The 23,839-nt window shown below is 57.2% G+C and carries 23 protein-coding genes; 13 read left to right on the plus strand and 10 right to left on the minus strand.

What is annotated here, in order from left to right:
- The first annotated feature begins 26 nt into the window (after window positions 1–26).
- Genes ABMV07_RS00635 through ABMV07_RS00645 form a run of 3 tightly spaced genes read left to right on the plus strand, consistent with a single transcriptional unit; the run spans window position 27 to window position 2,474 of the window.
- Window positions 27–659, plus strand: a complete 633-nt coding sequence (locus tag ABMV07_RS00635; protein ID WP_088268046.1) for a hypothetical protein — start codon at window positions 27–29, stop codon at window positions 657–659.
- Complete coding sequence (locus ABMV07_RS00640; protein WP_088268047.1) at window positions 656–1,576, plus strand: PrsW family intramembrane metalloprotease; 921 nt, start codon at window positions 656–658, stop codon at window positions 1,574–1,576. Before ABMV07_RS00635 ends, ABMV07_RS00640 begins: the two co-directional genes overlap by 4 nt.
- Window positions 1,566–2,474, plus strand: coding sequence for an ABC transporter substrate-binding protein (locus tag ABMV07_RS00645; protein WP_374064790.1), 909 nt, complete (start codon window positions 1,566–1,568; stop codon window positions 2,472–2,474). Before ABMV07_RS00640 ends, ABMV07_RS00645 begins: the two co-directional genes overlap by 11 nt.
- 21 nt (window positions 2,475–2,495) lie before the next feature.
- On the opposite strand, the gene ABMV07_RS00650 is transcribed toward ABMV07_RS00645, so the two are convergent.
- From ABMV07_RS00650 to ABMV07_RS00675, 6 genes are all read right to left on the minus strand, one after another.
- Window positions 2,496–2,933 carry a hypothetical protein gene (locus ABMV07_RS00650; RefSeq protein WP_374064791.1) on the minus strand — a complete coding sequence of 146 codons (438 nt, stop codon included), beginning with the start codon at window positions 2,931–2,933 and terminating at the stop codon, window positions 2,496–2,498.
- Window positions 2,934–3,206: 273 nt separating this feature from the next.
- Window positions 3,207–6,632, minus strand: a complete 3,426-nt coding sequence (locus tag ABMV07_RS00655) for an arabinosyltransferase domain-containing protein (protein WP_374064794.1) — start codon at window positions 6,630–6,632, stop codon at window positions 3,207–3,209.
- Window positions 6,625–8,679: a galactan 5-O-arabinofuranosyltransferase gene (locus ABMV07_RS00660; protein ID WP_196977277.1), complete on the minus strand. Its 2,055-nt coding sequence runs from the start codon at window positions 8,677–8,679 to the stop codon at window positions 6,625–6,627. The genes ABMV07_RS00655 and ABMV07_RS00660 overlap by 8 nt, the downstream gene beginning before the upstream one ends.
- A 140-nt stretch (window positions 8,680–8,819) precedes the next feature.
- Complete coding sequence (locus tag ABMV07_RS00665; RefSeq protein WP_071574790.1) at window positions 8,820–9,581, minus strand: decaprenylphospho-beta-D-erythro-pentofuranosid-2-ulose 2-reductase; 762 nt, start codon at window positions 9,579–9,581, stop codon at window positions 8,820–8,822.
- 19 nt (window positions 9,582–9,600) lie between these two features.
- Window positions 9,601–11,067 (minus strand): FAD-binding oxidoreductase, encoded by a 1,467-nt coding sequence (locus ABMV07_RS00670; RefSeq protein ID WP_088268052.1) that lies wholly within the window; start codon window positions 11,065–11,067, stop codon window positions 9,601–9,603.
- Window positions 11,068–11,182: 115 nt separating this feature from the next.
- Window positions 11,183–11,431, minus strand: coding sequence for a hypothetical protein (locus ABMV07_RS00675; RefSeq protein WP_003850145.1), 249 nt, complete (start codon window positions 11,429–11,431; stop codon window positions 11,183–11,185).
- A 58-nt stretch (window positions 11,432–11,489) separates the two neighbouring features.
- On the opposite strand from ABMV07_RS00675, the gene ABMV07_RS00680 reads away from it, so the two are divergent.
- From ABMV07_RS00680 to ABMV07_RS00695, 4 genes are all read left to right on the plus strand, one after another.
- The gene (locus ABMV07_RS00680; protein ID WP_088268053.1) at window positions 11,490–11,894 is read left to right on the plus strand and encodes a hypothetical protein; all 405 of its coding nucleotides are present in this window, start codon (window positions 11,490–11,492) and stop codon (window positions 11,892–11,894) included.
- A complete protein-coding gene (locus tag ABMV07_RS00685; RefSeq protein WP_088268054.1) occupies window positions 11,891–12,439 on the plus strand; it encodes a hypothetical protein in 549 nt (182 codons plus the stop codon). Before ABMV07_RS00680 ends, ABMV07_RS00685 begins: the two co-directional genes overlap by 4 nt.
- Window positions 12,440–12,450: 11 nt before the next feature.
- Window positions 12,451–12,870, plus strand: a complete 420-nt coding sequence (locus ABMV07_RS00690; RefSeq protein WP_088268055.1) for a GtrA family protein — start codon at window positions 12,451–12,453, stop codon at window positions 12,868–12,870.
- Between the two features lie 209 nt (window positions 12,871–13,079).
- Window positions 13,080–13,859, plus strand: a complete 780-nt coding sequence (locus tag ABMV07_RS00695; RefSeq protein WP_197692121.1) for a DUF559 domain-containing protein — start codon at window positions 13,080–13,082, stop codon at window positions 13,857–13,859.
- A gap of 133 nt (window positions 13,860–13,992) precedes the next feature.
- Here ABMV07_RS00695 and ABMV07_RS00700 read toward each other — a convergent pair whose 3' ends face one another.
- Window positions 13,993–14,910, minus strand: a complete 918-nt coding sequence (locus ABMV07_RS00700; protein ID WP_088268057.1) for a glycosyltransferase — start codon at window positions 14,908–14,910, stop codon at window positions 13,993–13,995.
- Between the two features lie 173 nt (window positions 14,911–15,083).
- Between ABMV07_RS00700 and ABMV07_RS00705 the strand changes: the two genes are divergently transcribed.
- From ABMV07_RS00705 to ABMV07_RS00725, 5 genes are all read left to right on the plus strand, one after another.
- The gene (locus tag ABMV07_RS00705; protein WP_197688632.1) at window positions 15,084–16,049 is read left to right on the plus strand and encodes a metal ABC transporter substrate-binding protein; all 966 of its coding nucleotides are present in this window, start codon (window positions 15,084–15,086) and stop codon (window positions 16,047–16,049) included.
- A 119-nt stretch (window positions 16,050–16,168) separates the two neighbouring features.
- The gene (locus tag ABMV07_RS00710) at window positions 16,169–16,903 is read left to right on the plus strand and encodes a metal ABC transporter ATP-binding protein (RefSeq protein ID WP_197692120.1); all 735 of its coding nucleotides are present in this window, start codon (window positions 16,169–16,171) and stop codon (window positions 16,901–16,903) included.
- Window positions 16,900–17,799, plus strand: coding sequence for a metal ABC transporter permease (locus tag ABMV07_RS00715; protein ID WP_197692119.1), 900 nt, complete (start codon window positions 16,900–16,902; stop codon window positions 17,797–17,799). Before ABMV07_RS00710 ends, ABMV07_RS00715 begins: the two co-directional genes overlap by 4 nt.
- Complete coding sequence (locus ABMV07_RS00720) at window positions 17,796–18,647, plus strand: metal ABC transporter permease (protein WP_088268060.1); 852 nt, start codon at window positions 17,796–17,798, stop codon at window positions 18,645–18,647. Before ABMV07_RS00715 ends, ABMV07_RS00720 begins: the two co-directional genes overlap by 4 nt.
- Before the next feature lie 83 nt (window positions 18,648–18,730).
- Window positions 18,731–19,738 carry a metal ABC transporter substrate-binding protein gene (locus tag ABMV07_RS00725; protein ID WP_197692118.1) on the plus strand — a complete coding sequence of 336 codons (1,008 nt, stop codon included), beginning with the start codon at window positions 18,731–18,733 and terminating at the stop codon, window positions 19,736–19,738.
- A gap of 108 nt (window positions 19,739–19,846) precedes the next feature.
- Here the strand turns inward: ABMV07_RS00725 and ABMV07_RS00730 are convergent, their stop codons facing one another.
- Both ABMV07_RS00730 and ABMV07_RS00735 read right to left on the minus strand, forming a co-directional pair.
- The gene (locus ABMV07_RS00730; protein WP_014302745.1) at window positions 19,847–20,626 is read right to left on the minus strand and encodes an ABC transporter ATP-binding protein; all 780 of its coding nucleotides are present in this window, start codon (window positions 20,624–20,626) and stop codon (window positions 19,847–19,849) included.
- Between the two features lie 18 nt (window positions 20,627–20,644).
- Window positions 20,645–21,550 (minus strand): ABC transporter permease, encoded by a 906-nt coding sequence (locus tag ABMV07_RS00735; protein WP_196981322.1) that lies wholly within the window; start codon window positions 21,548–21,550, stop codon window positions 20,645–20,647.
- Between the two features lie 90 nt (window positions 21,551–21,640).
- Here ABMV07_RS00735 and ABMV07_RS00740 point away from each other — a divergent pair, with 90 nt between their 5' ends.
- A complete protein-coding gene (locus tag ABMV07_RS00740) occupies window positions 21,641–22,834 on the plus strand; it encodes an aminotransferase class V-fold PLP-dependent enzyme (RefSeq protein WP_197692117.1) in 1,194 nt (397 codons plus the stop codon).
- Here the strand turns inward: ABMV07_RS00740 and ABMV07_RS00745 are convergent.
- Window positions 22,831–23,778, minus strand: a complete 948-nt coding sequence (locus ABMV07_RS00745; protein WP_197692116.1) for an NAD(P)H-quinone oxidoreductase — start codon at window positions 23,776–23,778, stop codon at window positions 22,831–22,833. The genes ABMV07_RS00740 and ABMV07_RS00745 overlap by 4 nt on opposite strands.
- Window positions 23,779–23,839 lie beyond the last annotated feature (61 nt).

The raw sequence follows: 23,839 nt of genomic DNA on the forward strand, positions 1-23,839 counted from the left end.
CACGATGACCTAGTAGGTTGTATTTCATGTCGCATTATCAATTCCGGCCGGCGGTGACGGCCAAGACATGGAGCCTGCTCGCACTAGGAGTGATCACTGCTCTTGTGCTGCCAGCGCTTCTCAACATGGTCACTCCAGATGTGGACGCTAAGACTGTGAATGTTTCCCTAGGCTCCGAACAGGAAAAATGGGAAATGCCCATGTTTAAAAACGACTCATCTCGCCTGCAATGCGAAGAATCCATGTCGGATTTACTGACCCCCACCTGGGATTGCGACGGCGCAACACTGACCTCCATGGTGGTGTGGGGCAGTAAAGACCAAGACACGACGTTACGCCGCATGATGCGACTCAATTCCATGATTGACCTAGGCGACGATGTCCCCATCTTGCACAAGGGTGGCGTGCGTATAATCAGCAGCCCTGAGATCCCTAATCAAGTGGGGTTGAGCCTAGAACAGCCAGGTCACGACGTTGAACATACCGGCACGCTTTTTGTGCTTGTCGACGGCCCCGAGTTCGATCGCTATGCTGAACTAGTATTTAACAACCTTCGCGCAGAAGAAGCCCGCATCGCCGGCGGTGAACACGAACCCATGCCCCTCGAAGAACTCACCAAAGGCTTCAATAAAGCCCACAAGGGGGATGCACACGCATGAGTACCCAACGAGCTCAACCCGCATCCATCTCATGGGTGCTATGGACACTTATCGGCATATCCATACCGGTCATAGCGTTTTTTACCTTCGCTAATTTCTTTGCTTCCCCCATCGCGGCATTCCTTGGTGTCCTTTTCGGCCTCGTCTACTTCGCCGTAGGCACCGCACTATTTTTCTTCTCACCCATGTGGCCCACCGCCGGTTGGAAGTGGTACTTCGCGTGCATCGGCTGGGGTGCCGGTGCCTCCTTCTGCATTGTCATGCTGTCTGCGGCACCGTTTACGGATTTCACCGACAAGTTAGGGTGGGAAGCCGTCTCTGCATCATTTGCGGGTGCCTACCCTGAAGAGATCGCGAAGTCTCTCGGTGTGCTACTTATCTTGTTTACCTTCTCCAGACTGACTCGCCCGTGGCACGGTTTTGTTACCGGAGCCATGATCGGATTGGGTTTCGAAGTCTTTGAAAACATCAGCTATGGTGTGCTCGGGGCGATGAGCGACCCCAACACCGACATCACCGGAGCGCTATATTCGTGGGGGATCCGCAGCATCGCAGGCCCAGGGCTGCACGTCGCCTTTACCGCCATTGCCGGCTACGGAATCGGCCTAGCGGTATTCCGCTACGGTTGGGACACCCTCCAGCGCTTCCTCGTGGGACTCTTCGCCCTCGGTGTTGCCTTCTGCCTCCACTTCACCTGGAACCTGCAGTTTGATAGCTACGTCAAGCAAATCGCCAACGTTATCATCGTGGCGTTCATTCTCTACCCACTGATGATCTGGCTCTGGTTGCGGTGCCACCGACAAGCCAAAAACGATCTTGGGGTAGTGCGTATGAAGAGCCCCATCACGACCATCGCTGAGTTCCAGCGTCGCAAGCTCGCCACCACCTCTGAAGAAAGTCAGCCTCATGCGTCTTAATATCACCACGATTATCGCCGCCACCGTCACCGCGGGAGCCCTTGCGCTTTCCTCCTGCGGTTCCATCGAATCGATCGAAGGCGGCAGCCACCGCAACTCCGACACCATTGTGGTGGGGTCGCAGGACTACTACTCCAACGAAATCATCGCGGAAATCTACTCCCAAGCGCTCGAAGCCAAGGGGTACACCGTGGACCGCCAGTTTCGTATCGGGCAACGCGAGGTCTATGTCGATGAGATCGAATCGGGGCGTATCGACGTCTTCCCCGAATACACTGGCCCACTTCTCCAACACTGGAAACCAGACACCGAAGCACGCGAAAAGACCGAGGTCTATGAGCAACTCAAAGATTCCCTACCCGAGCACCTCGTAGCCCTTGACCAATCCGCAGCCACCGACCAAGACTCCTATGTGGTGACCGAGGAATTTGCCAAAAAACACCACGTAAAGTCCATCGCTGACCTTGCCGAAGCCACTAAAAAACAACCCCTCACGCTCGGCGCCAACTCCGAGGCCCAAGACCGCCCCAATGGCCCCAAAGGGCTAGAAAAAACCTATGGGGTGTCCGTCGGCTTTACTCCCATCGAGGATTCTGGCGGACCGCTAACCGTCAAAGCACTACGCGACAACTCCATCCAATTGGCCATCATCTACAGTGCGGACCCGTCGATAAGCACGAACCACCTGACCACCCTCGAAGACCCCAAAGGCCAATTCCTAGCCTCCCACGTGGTCACCATCGCACACGACGATGTCCCCCTCGGTGCCGCAACCGTGCTCAACAAGGTCAATGCCACACTGACAACCGAGCAACTCCGGGAACTCAACGCCCGCTCCGTCAACGAGCAACTACCCAGCTCCATGATCGCCAAAGACTGGATCAAACAGTACCTATAAAACCCGAAAAACAGGGGGTAGCTAGCGCGGAACACCATGCGTGACTAGCTGCCCTTTTTGCGTAGCCACATGAGCAGCGCTCAACGTCTCAGCAATATACAAATCGCCACGGCCTACCAACGTCACATCCCCCGTAGTCTGCAACGAACCCAAACGAACATCCTCGTCCAACGACAATCCCAACGGGCCTGACGCGGAAATAGACGCAACCTCTGGGCCACACAAAACCAGTATGACCGGCTCGGTTGTTGTCACACGAATCGCCTGATTACCCACCCTGTAAGTGCCAGGTTCTGAGATGGTTCCATCTGCGGGTGCCCTGCGCACCTCAGAGGATGCAGAGATCAAACTAGCCGCAGTGATGTGGTCCGAATTGCGCGACGTCATCCCCGATATCCCAGCGATCACGCTGGCGCCCACCACGGCTGCAGTAATCCCGACCATGGTTAGCTTTCGCATCGGCACACCTCTTTGAAGAATCTCGTTTTGCCTCGAGCGCGTATCACGGAACAAAAAGAAACGCCCTATGATACAGATGCTCATTAGCATGCGTCGGCAAGCTGTGGATTACCTGTAAAGGGCTAAGGGGTTGGCTGCCAAAAAAGGGTTGGGGATAAGAAAAGTGAGTAGTTCGTGCCAAATTAAAGCTTTTCTTATATCTCCGACCTGCGGAAACGCTGCGGGGTTGAAAAAGTTTTGGCACGAACTACTCACTTGTGATGCAAAGGCTAGCTAGTTCTTAGTCACCTTCGTATCAATGTTCATCCGGCCTGGGTACCACAGTCCAGATCGAGTGATCGTTTCGGTGTCCACGGTGGCTACATCAGGAGCTTCGCCCTTGGAATTAGTGCGCAGCTTGTACACCTTGATGGATCCCCAGTCGCGAACCCAGTCGTTCTTGGAGTAGCTCGGCAACTCGTAGCTGGAGTTGATTGTCTCAGCAATGCCGGTCACGCCACCACCAGCGAAGTCCTGGAAGTTCATGCCGCTTTGCTTGCCCTTGGCATCTGCAGAAATACGATACTCAGGGATTTCTGCCACACCCGCATAGTGGTTGAAGGTGCGCTGGCAAGGGAACTGCAGCGGTACTGCCCAATCCAGCAGGCCTGGGGTAGAAGCAGGGAATTGGTTGGCCAAGGTGTCCATGGTGGGCACGCGTGGCGGGGTAAAGGCGATCCACTCGTCGGGGTCGAGGCTGGTGTCCTTGGCGTGGATGCGGACCACGTCGGCGTCATCGGGGATGTCGCTCAGTGGGAGTCGCAGGTTGCGCCAAGTGGAGTCGATACCGCTGTCGAGCAGGTCGAGCTCGCCGAGTTTTTCTGCCTTGCCGGAGGAGCCACCAGCGTTGCTGCGGCCGTATTCCAGCACGATCTTTTGGCCGTTTTCCACAATGCCGTTGACATCTTTGTGCTTGATGGATCCTGCGGCGGAGACAACAACCAGTGGGGTGTTGTCGGTGGTTTCTGGCAGCTTGAACCAGCTGGAGGTTGCCTCAGCGATTTCTTGTTTGCCATCGGTCCACGAGCCCAACACCGGTACGGTGCGGTAATCCAAGTTGAAGGGGAGTCGGGAGTGAGAACCGTTCACGCCTTGGTCGACGCGGTGGGTTTCTTTCTTCTTCGCAGCTTCTTCTTGGTTGTCGGAGGTTGCGTCAGCTTTCGCTGCAGAGCCATCAGAGTCAGCACCCGCTGCGGTGTTGGATGCGTCGGAGTCAGCTGCGGCAGTGCCAGAACCGTCGTCGGTGCTGTTGGCTGCGCCGAGTGCTTCCGGCCGGTTTTCTGGGGTAAATGCCCACGGTGAGATGCGGTTCGGATCGAAGCCGCGGACGTCGTCGTTAGTAAGGGAGTCGCCTAGGGTGCCGGTGAGCGGCGTGAGGAAGGACTCGTTGGTGTTGGTTTCGACGAGGACATCGTTGGCGAGGTTGCAAGTGTTGCCCTTGAGCGCGCGGAGGTTGCCTAAGCCGACGGAGTAGTTCGGGTATTGGTCGATGAATCCCTTGGTCAATGAGGCTAGGGAGAATGCGACCGCGAAGATACTCAGGATGGCGATGGGTGCGGCTGCCAGGCCTTCGAAGTACTGCTTGCGGAAGGGGCGGTTGACCATCGCGGGGTCTTCGCCGCGGGCTTCTGCCTGCTCCTCGGCGACGTCCTTGCGGAAGGATACGAGTACACCCGCGGCCATGACGACCAGCGAGAGCAGCAGCATCACCGTCGATGCTTCGATCCCGTGGAATTGGATGGTCTTGTCCCACCATGGGATGGAGTAGCTCGAGGTGTACCACCAGCCGTTGGGTCCTGCGAGGGCGAAGGCAAACACGAAGAGGATGCCGCCGGTGAGCAGAATGCGGGCGCGTGGGGAGCGTAGTGCGATGTGTGAAAGCGCTACGGCACCTACACCTGCGAGTGCTGCGGCGATGCCGGCCCACACACCGAAGTGGTGCGTCCACTTGGTGGGGGTGAACATCATGAAGAATAGTGTGCCCACCATGACGAGCATGAGGCGCATGACGGGCCCTTTGTTTGTGCCTGGTACTTTGCCTTGGCGCAAGATGGTGGCACCGACGAGTGCTGCGGCGACGAAGGTGAAGAAGACTCCGACGCGGCGGGCGAAGGAGCCGTCGACTGTTTGCATCATGAGCACTTGGTAGCGCACGAGTTCGTTGTACCAGCTCAGGGCTGGGCCTTTGTCGCCGCGCACGTGGATGGATTCCAGCACGTTGCGCAGTGTTTGGTCACCGAAGACGGCGATAAACACGGCGGTGCCGGCGGCCATGAATGGTGCGACCATGGCCATTACGCTCACCGCGATGGAGCGTTTCGACGCCCCCGTGTTCAGGTAGGGCAGGCGTCGGTAGACGATGCGGATGAGGTAGGACAGTCCGGCGAGGACTGCGGTGACTGCCATGAGGCCGGTGGGGCCGCAGGCGAGGGTAAATGCTGCCAGCATCGTGCCGATTGCTGCTGGTAGGAGGCGTTGGGTGGTGATTGCTACCTCGAACGACAACCAGGTTAGTAGTGTGCCAGCGGCAATGATAGGTTCTGGGCGCAGGCCGTTATTGTAGGCCAGCCAGAAGGAGAGGAACACAAATGCTGTGGTCCATTGTGCGACGCGGCGCTGTGCGATTTTTTCGCCAAGGCGTGGTAGTACCTCGCGTGAGAGGACGAGCCAGATCACGATGGCGGAGATCAGTGATGGCAAGCGCATCCAGATGGAGGCGGTGGACACCTTGGACATGAGGCCGAGAAGGTCGTAGTAGGGGGCGCCGAAGGGGGATTCTGGCACACCGAACCAGCGGTAGTAGTTGGCCATGTAGTCGGAGGCCGAGGAGGCCCTGGCCATGGTGAGGATGAAGCCGTCGTCGGAGGTGTTAGCGCCGATGAAGTACCAGACCAGCAGGATGGCGCCCACGATGGCGTCGAGGGGCCGTGGGCGGAAGAAGCCCTTATTGAGGAAGCGGATGTCGGTGGCGCCGTCGCGACGATCCAGCATGCCGAGGGAGATCAGGGAGATCAGCAGCATGAGGCCGCCGAGCCACATGGAGGCATACTTGGCCAGCGTTGGCGAGGAGGTAAAGCGTGAGTTGATCTCTACGTGGGCGTTAAGTCCAGCGTTGAGGAGGTCAGCTGCGGCGTTGCTTTCCAGCTCGGTGTAGATGCCCATGATGATGGGGCGGACGTCGCGTTCCACGGTTTCGGTGGTGGAGTCGTCGCCTTCGATGCCGGCGGTTGTTTCGTCCTCGGTGGCGGAGATGGCGATGGTGGCGTCGGCAGGCAGTTGGGCGAGTTCGCGTTTGCTCAGGTCGAGCACGAGTTCGCCGTGGGAGGTGATTTGCAGGCCGTCGTCGTTTGCGCGCACGAAGAGTCCGCGGGCACTGGCATCTTCGCTGGTGGCGGGCAGTGTGCCTAGGATGAGGTCTTGGTCTTTGCGCAGCTTATCGACGCTTCCCAGTGGGATCTTCGCATCGAAAGAGATGGGCGTGTAGCTCATCAGTGGAGCGCTCACGCTGTTGAGTGAGCCGTTTTGTGGCCACGACACACTCGACTGCACCTGGTTGACGGGCATGAGTGGGGTGATGATGAACAGGACGAAGCCGATCACACCGGAAAGGATCGCCGCCCACTTTATGCCGGTGAGGTTAGTGTTCATAGGTTTAGTCATGCGTCACCACCACGAATGGTCCTACTTGTGTGACAGTCCATGGGCTGTTTTCTCCTTGGAATACCTCGGGGTTAAAGCGAACACCCTTGAACCATACGTTGGGGTTGCTTGGGAAGATGTCGATAGCAAGGTTGAAGTTCCAGCCGTCCTTTGAATCCGAGACGCCTGTGGAATCGGCGCGCAGCACGAATGCATCGGGGCTACGCCATGGAACGTTCGATACCGCACGATCAAAGTCTTGGGGATCCTTCAAGGAATCCCAGCTTTGCGACGCCCAATTCTCGATAACTGCATTGCGCTTTTCAAACTCGCCCAGCGGATTAGCATAGTGCGAGGTAAACGCTTGGAAACCGAGGTATGGGTAGTAGGTGAGGAAGTTGAATTCGTCGGTGAGCACCACGGCATTTGCCGCCGGCTTACCGGTCTTTTCTTGGATCACATGATCCACTTCTGCGTAGTACTGCGTTGCATCCGGTGGCAAGAAGTCAGCACGGTGACCGTCACCATCGGTGTTGGTGTACGCGAGCTCAATGGCGTGCGCGTTACGATCTGGAATTGCCTGCGCATACTGAATACCTGCCAACGCCAAGACCACCACGCAGATCACGTTGATACGCGTGGACAAGCTTGTAGAAAACTGCACAGGGTAGAAGCGGTGCACCGCCACGAGGCGCAACTCAGCAAGACCGAGCACACCTGCGGTGCCCAGAATGATGGTGATGACCGAATCCAGACGGAATCCCAGCAGTGTGGTTCCACTCAACGCAACAGACATCGAGGCGATAACCCACAGGTACATCACGGCCAAGCCCACGCCCATAGCGCACACATCGGGATCCATCACACGCATGATGAGATAGATCAAGCCGATAAGGCACAGCACACCAACAAAACTGGTGGCAAACATTGGCAGCGGCACAACGGTGCCTTCCGGTGGGAGGAAGTGAGAGGCCGTCGCAGCGCCCTCGTAATGGCCGGTAAACCGCAGCCACAAGTATGGCCCCCACACGATCGAGGCGATAGCCATCGACGACACACCGATGATGATGATCTGACGAATCGGCTTCCACGAACGAATCACAAACGCGAAGAACAGGCCCGCAACCGTGACCAAGCTCAGCGCAATTACCGCAGTGTACAAGGTGTACGTTGATGCAGAAGCTCCCAAATACACCACTACACCTACGGTGGCCAGCTTCTGGCCTGCCAACGCACGACGCCCCATCACCAGCGCCGCAGGAATACCCATGGCGATCACGCAAGCATAAGGCTCAAAAGCGCATAGTGTCAGGGCAATAGCGGTAGTGACTAGGGCAATAGCGGTAGCTACCGGCAAGCTGCCTACCAGTCGCTGCCACACGGGCACCAACACACAGCCAGTCACCGCAATGGTCAGCAATGCCCACGGTTGATAGATCGCCCAACCTGGGAACCCAATAATCTGCGCAAACCGAGCACCCAGCCAGAACCACGCACCTGGATAATATGCCGGAAGATCGGCATAGTTCATATCCGGTAGGCCCTGCGTAGCCGTCAGACGGGTGAGGAACTGGGTACGAAATCCCTGGTCAACCGTAATGCCTTCCAAATACAGGCGGCTAGGTGAAAGTGGCACACCAATGGTAGCCATGACCAAACCAGCCGGTGCCATATGAGTAACCGCATAGGTGATCCACGTACGCCAGCGCGGTCGCGTGGTGCCCCTCTTGTCATCTGTCATCCACCACAGCACAAAAATGCAAGTTGCCAGCAGGGTGAGGAAGATACCTGCGGTGGCGCCCGCCTTGGTTACCTGCGAACCGCCAAACGGTGGCAGTTTGACCACCTTGAGGAGGTACCACAAGCCCAAAGTACAGATGGAGCTACCTAGGATCGTGGCCGCGATGGCAACCAAGGTAGCTTTTGCAGAGAGCTGATCCGGGGCATACATCACCACGGATGTGAGCTCTGAGTCTGAAGCCTCTCCCTGGGTGGTATTTCTTCGCGTACGTACCTGCGAAGAATCCCCTGAAGGGGAGGCAGGTTTACTCGGGGCAGATTCAGTCATAGATAACAGTTTGGCACATGGTCTTGACATGGCAAGCAGCGCCGACCTGTAAATGCGAAAAATGGTGTCCCTTATGACCAGATCGGAGTACTTTTCCGGTCACAAGGGGCGCCACAAAGCGATGTGAGACAACCTACAAACTAGAAGGGCAGCTTGCGGAAGATTGCCTGCGGGATGAACTTGAACGCCAAGGAGACGTACTCGAACAGTGGGTGAACAAAGATGGCGCTCTTGCGGTTGAGCACAGCGTCGAACGTAGCCTTAGCTACATCCTCTTTGTTAACAGTCAGTGGTGCCTCGCCCGCATCGGCAGACATCTTGGTGCGTACCTGACCTGGGCGCACAACCACAACGTTGGCGCCGGATGGGCGCAGGGCCTCACCGAGGTTGACGTAGAAGCCGTCCATGCCAGCCTTGGAAGCGCCATAGACAAAGTTCGAACGACGTACACGCTGGCCTGCGACGGACGACAGCGCCACGATGGTGCCGTGACCTTGTTCCTTGAACTTTTCGCCCAAGAGCACACCGACGGACACCGGTGCGGTGTAGTTGGTCTGAGCTGAGGCAACGGCAGCCTTCTGGTCCTGCCAGAGCTGCTCTTGATCGCCCAAGGTGCCAAAGGCCACTATGGCGAGGTCCACATCGCCTTGAGCCCATGCGAGGTCGATAACCTCGGCGTGCTTGTCAAAGTCGGTAGCGTCAAAGTCGATCACGTCGACCTCCGAAGCGCCCGCAGCTTTCATCTGAGCGACGGCGGCGTCGATACGCGGAGAGTCCTGACGCGCTGCCAACGTGACATGAGCTGGGCCTTTGGTCAAAAACTCGGCGACGATGGAAAGGCCGATCTCGGACGTGCCGCCCAACAGAAGAATATTTTGTGCTTGGCCTACTGCATTCAGCATGAGGAAATAGTCCTTTCTTTTAGTGCAGCTCGAGGCGGCGGGACATATCGGACGCAAAGACACCCGTGGGGTCGATAGCGTTGCGGGTCTTCAACCAGCCTTCCATACCTGGGTACATCTTGTGGAAGTTCTCCGCAGACGTACGGGACTCCTTAGCCAAGTACAGGCGGCCACCGAATTCCATCACACGCTTATCCAGATCATCCAAGAAAGCGCCCAGACCAGGCTTGATGGGGAAGTCAACGCAGACGTTCCAACCAGGCATTGGGTACGACAATGGTGCCTTGTTGCCCTCACCGAACAGCTTGAAAACGTTCAGTGCAGAGTAGTGGCCGGACTTTTGAATGTCCTTAACGATGTCCTTGAATGGTTCGACAGCCTCGCGTGGCACCACGAACTGGTACTGCAGGAAGCCCTTGGAACCATAGCCGCGGTTCCACTCGCCGATGAGGTCCAGTGGCTGGTAGAACTGCGTGAGGTTTTGCACCTTGTCCTTGTAGGTTCCGGACTTGAGCCACCATAGCTCGCCGATGGCGATCATGGAGAGCTTGTTCATGGTGAAGCTTGGGAAGATATCCGGCACAGTGACCAGCTGCGGAGCATTGAACTTCAGTGGATCTTTAGCCAGTTTCGGTGCGATCTCCTCCAGCTGTGCCAAGGTAGCCAGCGAACCGCGGGAGATGGCGGCACGGCCGAGCTTTGGCTCAGGGGAGATGGCGTCGAACCATGCAGACGAGTAGGTGTAGTTGTGCTCGGAGCCATCGGAGTGGAACTCGATGGTTTCGTCGAGGTTGGCGGTCAGGTCGCCGTCGGCAATGAAGTACGCGGTTTCCGTTTTGGTCATGCGGATGCGTGCGCGCACGATAATGCCGGTCAGGCCCATGCCGCCGACGGTTGCCCAGAACAGTTCGCCGGTGGGGTCGTCTGCGGAGCCTTCTGGCTCAAGGTGCAGGATACGGCCGTCGGCAACGAGTAGTTCCATGGAGGCAACGTGGTCGCCGAAGGAACCTGCGGAGTGGTGGTTCTTGCCGTGGATGTCAGGGCCGATCGCACCGCCGATGGTTACTTGGCGGGTGCCTGGTAGAACGGGAACCCACAGGCCATAAGGCAGTGCGGCTTTCATGAGCTGGTCCAAGGTCACGCCGCCGTCGACGTCGACAATTGCCGATTCTGGGTCGATGGAATGGATCTTGTTCAGGGATTGCATATCTACGACGAGGCCACCGGAGTTCTGGGCGGGGTCACCGTAGGAGCGGCCCATGCCACGAGCGATCACGCCGCGCTTGAGGTGCGCTGGCTTGGAATCATTCTGCTCGGCGACCTGGCGGACTGCATCAACGATTACGTCGAGATCTGGGGTGGACAGAACCTCGGCGGTGGTTGGTGCGGTACGGCCCCAACCTGTGAGTTTCTTGGCTTCTGTGTAGAGGGCTCCGGAGGCACCGTTCGAAGCTGCGGTGCTGGACGTGCCCTTGTCGGTCGTCATCGTTTTACAACGGTACCCGCTTCACGTGACATGTGACTATGACTGGGCGTGTCCGAGCAGGTGGTTTTTCTCACGTTCTAATGTGGGAACAAACATTTTGTGAGGGAACGCTACGTTATAAATCCATCATTTCGCGGATTTCGCGTGGTAGTTCCTCTTGGGAGCAGATGGTGGGGCCGTCGTACTGCTCGAGGATTTCGTAAACGCGTACTCGCGAGTTGCTGTCGAGCATGGGGATTTCTTCTGCCATGAGCAGCATCATGTCATTACTTAATGGTGCTGAGGTGTGTTGCGTTGCGATGGTGTCGCTTGTGGCCTCTTTGGGCTGTGGTGCGGGTTGGGACTTGCGCAAAAAACCGAACATGCTGCCACTTTACTGTGAATGGGGGTGTATGTCATAGGGGTTCGCTAGTGTGTGTCCTATGACGAACCAAGCACGTATTTGCCGTCTTTCCGTCGCGTTGTCTGTCGGCCTGATTACCGCGTTGCCGGATTATGTTGCCAACAAGGCTGTTCGTTGGCTGCTCAACACCCTTATTGCGGGGGCTGGTGTTGGTGTGGTGGCGTATGTGAACAAGCAAGACGAGGACCCCACGAACGACCTTGACGTTGTTACCCGCGAGCTTATCGACGGCACCCAGTTCGGACCCGCAGCCACCTGGGGGCTGTTCCTCGCCGTTGTAACTCTCTTGTTCATGCAGCGTATCGACGCCAAACTCACCGCCGTGGTCACCGCCTGGCTGCGTCGTCGTGGCGTGCGCGCCCCACACACTGTGCTCGGTGTTCTTGCTGCGGCACTGACCTATGCGGAAGTATCAAAGTCATGATCAGTGTTATCGATGTGGTGTCAGGCCCAGCTGACGATCCCACCGTCGTCATGTGGCACGTGCACACCTCACCCGACTATCCCGCAAGCCTCATGTCCGGTGCGTGGGTGCTCGGACCGGCGGAAAGCCACGGGGTTGATAGCCTCGGCTCCCTGCTTACCAACACATGGGCGCTACCGCTCACACCCGAAGCCGCAGCGCTAGTACCCGCAGAGATTTCTGTGATCTCTCTCGAAGACGTCCGTGCAGTGGTAGAAGAAGGCCTAAGCGAGATCAAATCGGTGATCGCCTCGGCAAAGCAAGACAACCCCAAGCTCGTCGCCCCGCGCTTTAACGCCCTTCCCACAATCAACCCCGATGACTTCCGTGCCGCCTACCACGGCGAACCCCAAGCAGAAACCGCATGGTCTGCTGCCAGCGCGGTCGCAGCATGGATACACACCTGGCTCGACATTGAACAACAGCGCCGCAGCCGCGCCTACCTCAAAGACGCGCTGGGATCTTCGGCGCGGTCGCTTCCGTTGCATTTGCTGCCTACACGGTAAGATTCCCGCCCGTGACTACAACCAATTCGGCCGCACCACAAAGCGTGACATCCCAAGGTATTAAGTTCATCGTCTCCGGCGGTATCTCCGCAGTCGTGGACTTGGGCCTCACCTACATCTGCCAGATCCTCTTCGGCTTCTCCGCCGCAGGTGGCCGCACGATTGGCTTCATCTTTGGCACGCTGACCGCCTATTTGATTAACCGCCGTTGGACTTTCCAAGCGGAGGCCTCCACCAAGCGTTTCATCCAGGTGGCTGTGCTGTACACGATCACCTACTTTGTGAATGTGGGCGGCCACGCTTTGCTCTTTGGCATGTTCACCTCTTCTGGTCTGGGGGACCGTGTGGCTTTGGTGATCGCCTTTGTGATCTCTCAAGGTGTTGCCACGGTGATCAACTTCTTTGTGCAGCGCTGGTTCATTTTCAAGTAGTCCGCGCTGTCTTGCTGGGCCTCAGTGAGTAGTTTGTGCCAAAATTTTTTCGCCTCCGCAGCGTTTCCGCAGGTCGGAGATATAAAAAATAATTTAATTTGGCACGAACTACTCACTCGGCTACTCTCCCACGGAGTATGGGGGAAATAACACAGAAAATACCGCACGCTACTCTCACCCGAAAGCTAGAGAGCGGGGAAATTATCCGTGTGACTCACGGACTGTACTGGCAGGGGGACGTCAACGTAGATGAGCTGGCGGCAGCCCTATGCCGGCGGGGTTTTGTACTGACTGGTGCCACAGAATTAGAGTTCTTGGCTCGGCAGCCACTCACGCTGCCGTTGCATGTTGTTGCTAATCGCAGGGTGCAATCTACTGAGTATGTGGTGATACATCGCAGCTCTGTGAGCAAGTATGTGCGTGTGGCAGATATGCTCATTGAGCTGCCGGTTTATGCGATGCGGTGGCTTGGTAGGAGGCAGGCGATTCGGCTGGCGGAGATTGCTTATGCTGGGCGTGAGGGGCGTGCGCGGTTGGAGCGCCATGCGCAGGGTGCGGTTCCTGTGCGGGTTCGGGAGATTGTGCAGGCTTCGGTTATTGGTGCTGATAGTCCGCCTGAGCGTGATCTGGTGCGTGCGTTGCGATCTGCTGGTGTGGAGTGTGAGAGCAATGTGCGAGTGGGGGATTATCGTTTGGATATTCGTATTTGTGGCAGCGCGGTGCTTATTGAGGTGGATGGCTATGCGTATCACAATGCCGAAAATCGTGAGACTTTTCGTTTAGATCGCTGGAAGGCTAACGACGCCACCCTGCGTGGTTATTTGGTTCTGCGGTATTCGGCGGTCTGTGTGCGGGATTCTGTGGATGTGATTGTTGATCAGGTTGTTCAGGCGGTGCGGTGTGCGCCGAAGCAGCTTCGTGATGTTGATGAGGCGAGATGTTGGCATCGCGGAGCGTGGAAGTGGATGCCTGGATTGGCGTGGCTCTAACTACTGTTGATACGTCACCGTGAGTAGTTTGTGCCAAAACTTTTTCGCCTCCGTATCATTTCTGCAGGTCGGAGATATAAAAAACAATTTAATTTGGCACGAACTACTCACATCAGCGCCCGGCGCCCCAGAACTAGGGGCGTTCGAATTTCTCGGAGCGCCCGAGTTGGTGGAGTTTGAACCATTCGAGGAATCCGCGGGGGTCGCGTCGTTGGATAAGGAAGAACCAGGCGAAGCGGACGTATTCCTGTGGGAGGAGGCGTCGCATGCCGGGTTGGTTCATGAGGTAGCCGCGGTTGCGGTAGGTGAAGTAGCGTTTGGCGTCGCTGGAGGGGTATTGGGTGTGCATGCGTCCGCCGAGGATGGGTTTGAATTCGTCAGAGCCGTCGGGGTGGAGGTATGCGGCGGTGAGGCAGGTGCCAAAGTTGAGCCCGGAGCGTACGAGGCGGCGGTGGTATTCGACTTCGTCGCCGCGGATGAATAGTCGCAGGTCGGGGACGCCGATGCGTTCCATGGCGGCGGCGGAGATGAGGGCGCCGTTGAAGAGGGAGGCGATGCCAGGTAGGAGGGTGTCGCTGGGGTTGTTGGGGTCGATGAGTTCGCTGCGGTAGCGTCGCCATTCGAGTCCGCGTCGTAGGGGGAAGGCGAGTCGGTTGGGGTCGTCCATGTTGCAGACGACTGGGGAAACTTCGTCGAGTTGGTGGGTGACGGCTGCGTCGATAAGCGTGGCGAGTACTTGGGAGGCTTCGGGGCGACCGTCGTCGTCGGCGCACCAGATGGCGTCGGCTCCGAGGGCGAGGGCGGTGAGGAATCCGTAGGCGAATCCGCCGGCGCCCCCGAGGTTGGTGTGTGATGGCAGATAGATGCCTCGGTCGCCGGCGACGCTGTGGAGGAGGTTGCGTACTGCGTCTTCGCAGCCGTTGTCGACCACGATGATCCACTTCACTGGGTGTGTTTGCGCGGCCACCACCTCGAGGGAGGCGCGGAGGAGTTCGACGCGCTTGTGGGTCACGATGACTGCGGCGATGTTATCTGAAGTGGAAAGCGGCATGGTTCTTATTGTGGCACATTGTGAGGTTTGCCCTACAACGGCACAAACAGTGAGATCAGGTTGAGTGAGGATAGGGCGGGCTTACCCCGTTTGTGCGTTGTTTTAGCTTAGCCCTAGCTAATTTGCTTCTTATCGCAATAAGATTCATTTTCATGACTAAGGAAACTTTTCGCATGTCACGACGCGGCTTCATTCGCACTGTTGCCGCTTCCGTGGCCGCATTGGCACTTTCTGGCAGCCTCGTTGCATGTTCGACGGACTCCGCTAACACTTCCACCACTACCAGCGCCTCCGATAGCGCGCTGACAGTATTTGCTACCACTGGCTACATTGGCGACGCCGTGAGGAACATCGCCCCTGATGCCGACGTAACCATCATGGTGGGTCCTGGCGGCGATCCGCACACCTATCAGCCCACTACGCAGGACATTTCTAAGATTGAATCCTCTGATGTGGTGTTGTGGTCTGGTCTGCACATGGAGGCCAAGATGCTGGATCAGCTCAAGGCGCAGGGGGATCGTCAGGCGGCAGTTGCGGAGGCGATCCCAGAGGATAAGCGTTTGGATTGGCCAGAGCCGAGCGATAATGGCGAGAAGTTGTATGACCCCCACGTGTGGAATTCCACGGAGAACTGGAAGTACGTGGTGGATGCGATTGTGAAGAAGCTGTCTGAGGTAGATAAGGACAACGCTGCTACCTATAAGGACAATGCTGAGAAGTATAAGAAGGAGATCGACGAGACTGCTGCGTATGTGAAGAAGCAGATCGATCAGATTCCGGAGCAGAAGCGTATTTTGATCACTGGTCATGATGCGTTTAGCTACTTTGGCAAGCAGTTTGGTGTGGAGATTCACGCTACGGACTTTGTGACGTCCGAGTCGGAGATGTCGCCAGCTGAGCTTGCTGAGTTGGGCAAGTTCATTGCTGAGAAGAAGATCCCTACGATTTTCCAGGACAATTTGGCTAATCCGCAGGCTATTAACTCTTTGAAGGAGACTGTGAAGGCTAAGGGGTGGAATGTGGAGATTTCCGATAAGGAGCTGTACGCGGATTCCTTGGGTGAATCTGCGCCAACCGACACCTACCTTGGTGTTTTGAAGTACAACGCTGATGCTATCCGCGAGGCTTTGACTAAGTAATTAGCTAATTTTCTCGACCGCGCTACAACACGTTAATGTGCATGGAATGAGGTCCCGTGTGCATGTTTTCGGTGTAGCGCGGTTCTTGCCGCACATCTGACTATTTTTTAAGAGGCGTTATGTCTGTCCCTTTGCACGCGCTGCCAACTGCTTTGGTGATGCGCAATGTGTCTGCGCGTTATGGTTCTACTGTTGCGGTGGAACGCGCTAGTGTTGTGGTTCCTGCTGGCACGGTGATGGGGTTTATTGGCCCTAATGGTGCGGGTAAGTCTTCGTTGATTAAGGCTGCGATTGATTTGATTGATCGTGATGGTGAGGTGGAGTTTTTCGGCGAGAGTTTGGCTGCGTGTCGTAACAGGGTGGGCTATATGCCGCAGAGCGCGGATGTGGATTGGGATTATCCGATTACGGTTCGCCAGGTGGTGCAGATGGGGCTGTTTCCACGGTTGGGGTGGTTTAAGCGGTTGTCGGGGGAGCATAAGGAGCTTGTCGACGCTTCCCTCGCGCGTGTTGGTATCGCTGATTTGGCTAAGCGTCATATTTCTGAGTTGTCGGGTGGGCAGCGTCGTCGTGTGTTTGTGGCGCGTATTCTTGCCCAGCAGCCGGATATTTATTTGTTGGATGAGCCGTTTGCTGGTGTGGATGCTGCCAGCGAGAAGGTGATTCGTGGTGTGCTGCATGAGCTACGGGATGCGGGTAAGTCGGTGGTGATTGTGCACCATGATTTGTCTACGGTGGCGGAGTTGTGCGATCACGTGACGATTATTAATCGTGAGATATTGGCTTCTGGTCCGGTGTCTGAGGTGTTTACTCGTGAGACGGTGAACAAGGCATTTGGTTTGGGGCTGCTATGAGCCTGATTGAGTTTTTGTCGGAGTTTTCTTTCCGTCGTGTGGTGCTGGGAACCATGTTGATTGGTTTGTGTTCGGGTGCCATGGGAACGTTTTTGTATTTGCGCAGGCAGTCGATGATGAGTGATGTGATTGGGCATTCTGCGACTCCTGGTGTGATGGGTTCGTTTTTGTTGTTTTCTACGGTTCCAGTGTTGGCGGGTTCGCAGTTGCTGGCGCAGTGGGGGATTGATGCGCGTTCGATGCCGGTGATTACGGTGGGGGCGTTGATTACGGGGTTGGCGTCGGCGTTGTTGGCGGACAAGGTTGCTGCGACGACGCGCATTGGTATTGATGCCACGATGGCTGTGATGTTGTCGCTGTTTTTGGGTGGCGGCCTGATTTTGCTGCAGATCATTCAGCGGGGGCGTTATAAGGGTAAGGGAGGCATTGATGAGTTGATGTTCGGTAATGCTGCCACGCTGACTAATTTGGATGTGCGCACGCTGGCTGTGGTGTCGGTGGTGATTTTGGCTGTGATTGTGGCCTTGTGGCGACCGTTTACGTTGTTGGTGTTTGATCCGGTGTTGGCGCGGATGTCGGGGATGCCGCGGTGGATTAATGGTGTGCTGTTTGTGATTATCACGCTGGGCATGGTGATTGGTGTGAAGGCGGTGGGCCTGATCTTGATGATTGCGTTTGCTGTGTTCCCGCCGGCTGCCGCGCGTCAGTGGTCGCGTACGGCGCTGCAGATGGTGGTTGCTTCGGCGCTGATTGGTGGGGCGTCGGCGGTGTTGGGCACGTATATTTCGATTTCGGTGGGTAAGGTACCCACGGGCCCGGTGATTGTGCTGGTGTTGGCTGCGATTGTGCTGGTGTCGATGGTGCTTTCGCCGCGTAGGAGTGGGGTGTCGGCATGACGTTTGCGATGTCTGTTTCGTTGTTGGCGCTGGTTGTGGCGCTTACCGCTGCGATTCCTGGGGTGGTGTTGGTGTTGCGTCGACAAGCAATGCTTTCCGACGCCCTCTCCCACGCCGTTTTGCCGGGCATTGCGGTGGGCGCGTTGTGGACTACTAACCCGAATTCGCCGATTTTGCTGATCGGTGCGACGTTGAGTGGTGTGCTGGTCATGGCGCTTACGGAGTGGGTGCGTGGCCGCAAGCGGGTGACTGAGGATAGCGCTACGGGCCTGATTTTCCCCGCGTTTTTCGCTATCGGTGTGATTCTGATTTCCACGAAGTTTAATCGCTCGTCGATTTCTGAACACACGGTGCTCGTGGGCGATCTCAACATTTCTGCCATGCAGCATCTGGTGGTGGGAACCATTGATTTTGGTCCGAAGAGTGCGTGGACGATTGGTGCGGTGGGTTTGTTCACGTTAGCCCTGTTGTTGGTGGCTAAGCGGCCGCTGGCGATTTCGACGTTCGACCCCGTTTTTGCGCGCACGGTGGGTATTCGCACACGCTTGATTAACTACCTGGTGATGACGATGGTGTCGCTGACCATCGTGGTGGTCTTCGACGCTGCTGGCGCGGTGTTGGCTGTTGCACTGATGATCGTGCCGGCTGCTACCGCATTGATGATCGCTTCTTCGGAAGGTGCCATGCTGTTGGTCACGTTGGTTGTTGCTGCGGTGAGTTCCCAGGCGGGGTTCTGGGTGGCGTATCGTCTCGACGCGGCGACCTCGCCGACGATGGCGTTTGTCGACGGCCTCATCTTCCTCGCGGTGTGGGTTATTATTCGTGCGCGTCGCCGGCTGCAGCATTAATAACTGCAGTTCTGCTAACTATGGCGGGTATCTAAGTGCGCGCTTCCTAGTGCACATGACAATCGTTGCCTATAGTGGCGGTTATGGCACATCGACTAATCCGTACCGCAATCGCAGCTGTGGCTGCCACAGGTCTTGTGGCAGCAGCCGGCTGCTCCACCACCGACTCCGGCACCAGCGCTTCCGGAACTTCGAGCGCCGCCAAGAGCGATACTCTTAAAATCTTTGCTACCACCAGCTACATCGGCGACGCAGTAAAGAACATCGCCCCTGATGCAGACCTCACCGTCATGGTGGGCCCTGGTGGCGATCCGCACACCTACCAGCCATCCACCGCTGACCTTGAGGCAATGCAAAACGCCGATGCTGTTATCTGGTCGGGCCTTGGCATGGAAGCCAACATGATTGACCAGCTTCGCGGGCTTGGCGATAAACAAATCGCCGTAGCCGAGCAGCTCCCTGAGTCCCAGCTGTTGCCATGGGTTGAAGAAGACGAGCACGACCATGAGCACGAGGACACCCACGGCCACCACCATGAGTCGCAGTGGGATCCTCACGTATGGAACTCCACCGACAACTGGAAGCTCGTTGTTGATCAGATCGTTAAGAAGCTCTCTGCTGCTGATTCTGCTAACGCTGACACCTACAAGGCCAATGGTGAGAAGTACAACAAGCAGATCGACGAGGCCAACGCTTATGTTCAGGCCAAGATTGACACGATTCCGCAGGATCAGCGCACCCTCGTTTCGGGTCACGACGCTTTCCGTTACTTTGGCAAGCAGTTCGGCCTAGAGGTAAAAGCCACCGACTTTGTCACCTCTGACGCTGAGCGTTCTGCAAGCGAGCTTGAGGATTTGGCTACCTTCATCGTGGAACACCACGTCCCAGTGATCTTCCAGGACGCTTCTGCTAACCCACAGGCTGTGAAGTCCCTAGAGGAGAACGTGGCTAAGAAGGGTGGCAAGGTCAAGGTTGTGGATAAGGAGCTCTATAGTGACTCCCTTGGTGCCGACGCCCCTGCTGATACCTACATCGGTGCCCTGAAGTACAACGCGGATACCATCGCGGAGGCTTTCTCTTCGACCCGCTAGGTTGCACCGCGAGGTCGCTAAAAAATCGGTCCGGTGGACTGGGATATCTCACTAAGAGATTGTGTCCAGATCACCGGATCTTTTTCTGCTTTCTAGCGCCAGCAAGTACTACATTCTGGCTTGCAGTCTGCGTACGTGCTCGGCTGCTTCTTTTCCTTCGTAGGCTTCTACGATGTCGGCTACTGGTCCGGCTTGGCGGATGGTGCCGTGGTCGACCCAGAGTGCGGAGTCGCATAGTTGTACGAGGAAGTCGTTGGAGTGGGAGGCGAATACGAGGATGCCGGAGCGTTTGACGAGGTCGGATAGGCGTTCGCGTGCTTTTGCCATGAAGGCGGCGTCGACGGCTCCGATGCCTTCGTCGAGAAGCAGGATTTCAGGTTCGATGGAGGTGACTACTCCAAGAGCGAGGCGGATGCGCATGCCGGTGGAGTAGGTGCGTAGTGGCATGGAGAGGTAGTCGCCGAGTTCGGTAAAATCGGCGATCTCGTCCATTTTTTGTTTCATTTGTTTGCGGGTTTGGCCGAGGAAGAGCCCGCGGATGACGATGTTTTCGTATCCAGAGATTTCGGGGTCCATGCCTACGCCGAGGTCGAACACGGGGGCGACGCGACCGCGGACGTGTGCGGAGCCGCGGGTGGGTTCGTAGATTCCGGAGAGAAGTCGCAGGAGTGTGGATTTGCCGGCACCGTTGTGGCCGACGAGTCCGATGCGGTCGCCTTCGCGCAGGTGCAGGTTGACGTCGCGAAGCGCTTCGACGACAACGGTGTTGTCTTTGTTGCGTCCGATTGCGCCGCCGGCTGCCCCGAGGAATGCTTTTTTCATGGAGCGGGATTTGGCGTCGAAGATGGGGAAGTCAACGCAGGCGTTATAGGTGTCGATGGATACCATGGTGAGTTCTTCTCCTTCTTAAACCCAGTAGCTGACGCGGAATCGCCATTGGCGCATGGCGAGCATGGCGATGAAAAGCCCGATGACAGTGCAGCAGCCCACGACGATCCAGTTCAGTGGGTGGATGGGGGCGCCGATCAAGGGGGCGCGGATGACTTCCATGTAGTGGTACAGGGGGTTGACCATGGCCAGTTTGGCGCGTTCGGAGACAGCTCCGCCTTGAGAGTAGAGCGTTTCGGTGGTCCACACGATGGGTGTGACGTAGAACAGGAGTTGGGTGAGTGCTTCGAGCAGTGGCGAGAAATCGCGGTAGCGGGTGGCTACGATGCCGAAGAACATGGTGACCCATACGCCGTTGGCGATCAGCAGGGCGAGGGCGGGGATTCCGAGGAGGATGTCCCAGCCGAGCGGCCGTGGGAAGATTGCCATGAGGATGACCCAGATCACCATGTTGTGCATGAGGAAGAGGGTTTGTTTCCAGACCAAGCGGTAGACGTGGACGGAGAGCGCGGAGGGCAGCTGTTTGATCAGGCCTTCGTTGGCGATGAAGACTTCGGAGCCTTCTTTAATGCATCCCGCGATGAAGTTCCACATGATTAATCCCACAGTGACGTGGGGGAGGAATTGGGCGACGGGGATCTTGAAGAGCACGGAGTACAGCAGGCCGAGGGCGAGTGCCATCACACCGGTGGCGATGGTGATCCATAAGGGGCCGAGCACGGAGCGACGGTAGCGCTGCTTGATGTCTTGCCAACCTAGTTGGAGCCAGAGTTCCCGCTGGGAGAAGCCCCGAACGAGGTCTGCCCAGGCGGCTGCGAGTGTCTTGGATTGCGACGGCTCGTCAGTGGTGGTGTCCGTGTTGGTAATACGGGCTACCATCTCTTCGAGTGTCTCGTTGTTATGACGTTCAGCTTGTTCCTGCACAAATGTTAAGCCTAGCTGGCTTTGTGCAGGGATTGAATCTGACAGGCATACTAACTAGGTTCAATTATCAAAAGTAGAGGGAGTTGAGTGATGGCGTTTGATGTGGCGCGCGTCCGTGGTGCGTACACCTCTATTACCGGTGGGTGGACGTATATGAATGCTCAGCAGCAGGCTCAGACCCCTGAGCGGGTGGCTGCTGCTGTGGCGCGTGGCTTTCGTAATTCGCCGATTGTGGAGGATGTGGAGCCGGTTTTTGGTTCTCATGCGCGGGAGCGACATGCTGGGCTTTTTGCTTCTGATGGGTATGAGCGTTCGGCGCGGGTGGCTATTGCGGATTTGACGGGCACTTCGGCTGATGCGGTGATCCTTGGCCCTAATTTGGAGGTGCTGTTTTCTCAGTTTGCGGCGGCGGTGTGGCCGTTGGTGCGTCGTGGTTCGTCGGTGGTGATGGCGCATGGTTGTTCGCCGGCGATGACGGTGGGCGCAAAGACGCGGTGGGCGCAGCCGGATTTGGGTACGGGGGAGATTCCGGCGTGGCAGTTCGGTTCGCTTGTCGACGGCGCCACGCGCCTCGTGGCCCTTCGCGCCGCGGATCCCCAGGTGGGCACGATTAATCCCGTTCGGGAGATCTCTGAGTACGTTCATGGGGCTTCTCGCGCATGGCTGTTTGTCGACGCCTCCTCCTTGGCCGGTCATCGTCTCATCACGATGGAGGCATTGGGTGCCGACATCGTGGCTCTCGATTGCTCTGCCTTCGGTGGCCCCCAGGTTGCTGCGCTGGCTTTCCGCGATGCCGCGATGTTCCCGCGTCTCGACGCCGACCTGCTGAACAGCAGTGTTGCGCCGGGTCTGGCTGCTGGTGTGTCGGCTGCGGTGGATCACATTGCGGATTTGGATGAGTCGGTGCGTGGTACGCGTCGTAACCGTCTTGTGGATAGCATCGAGTCGGCTGGCCTTTATTTGGGCCGCTTGGGCACTTACTTGGCGGATTCTTTGGATTCGTTGCCTAAGACGCACGTGTTTGGTGTGACGGGAGAGGCTGCCGCGGGTTCAGACGCCGACCGCATCCCCCATGTGACGTTCTGCATCGATGGCGTGCCCGCTGATCTGATCTATCACCGTTTGTTGAGCAACCGCATCGTGGGCGCGTTGTCTACCTCCTCGCCGCTACTGGATGCCATGGGTGCCGAGGACACCCACGGCACCATCAGTTTGGCGCTGGCACCGTTTAACACCACTCACGACGTGGACCAGCTGATGCGAGTGGTGGCGAGCTTCGCCTAAACCTCGAGGACGAGCTTTCCGGTTACCTCCCCATTTTTGAGCATCTCATGGGCCCGCTGGGCCTGCTCTAGGGGGAGTGTGGCATGGATGTGGTGCCGGATGGTGCCGTCGGCAAGCAGTGGCCACACGTTCTCGACTGTCGACGCCACAATGCGTGCCTTGTCCGCGCGGTCGCGGGCGCGCAACGCCGTCGCAGAGATCGTACCGCGCTTGCTCAGCAGCCGCCCAATGTTCAGCTCGCCCTTCACACCGCCTTGCATTCCGATGGTCACCTGGTGGCCATCCATCGCCAGTGCCCGCACGTTTTGATCCAGATACTTCGCACCCATGATGTCCAAAATGCGATCACACTTATTCTTCAGGACCTCTGCGAAATCCTCCTCCCGATAATTAATCAGAATATCCGCACCCAACTCACGGCACGTTTCTAGCTTCTCCTTCGAACCCGCCGTCACCGCCACCGTGGCACCCACATGCTTAGCCAACTGGATAGCAAAGGTGCCGATCCCGCCCGCGCCGCCATGAATCAAAAACGTGTGCTCGGGCTCCAAACCAGTGAGCATCCCGATATTCGACCACACCGTGGCCGCAACCTCCACCACGGCCGCCGCCTCAGCGAAGCTGTAGCCCTCAGGGATCGGCATGAGCTGGCCCTCTGGCACCGCCACATACTCGGCGTACCCGCCGCCCGCCAGCAGACAAGCGACCTTGTCACCGACGCTGCGATTAGTGCTGCCTGCGTCGGCGATCACACCGGCGCACTCAAGCCCGATGATCTCCGATTCGCCAGGGGGAGGCGGGTAGTGGCCTGCGGCCTGCAACAGATCCGCACGGTTGACCCCGGCGGCTTTGACCTGAACGAGTACCTCGCCTGGTTGCAGGGTGGGTGTTGGTGCATCGTGGACTGCCAAGGTGGCGTCGTCTTGAACGTAAATTGCCCTCATACGCCCCCACTTTAAATAATTTCGGCAACTTCGGGTATAATTTTTCGCGTTGGATCCGAAA

It is taken from the genome of Corynebacterium belfantii (assembly GCF_041898185.1).
GTDB classification, from domain to species: Bacteria; Actinomycetota; Actinomycetes; order Mycobacteriales; family Mycobacteriaceae; genus Corynebacterium; species Corynebacterium belfantii.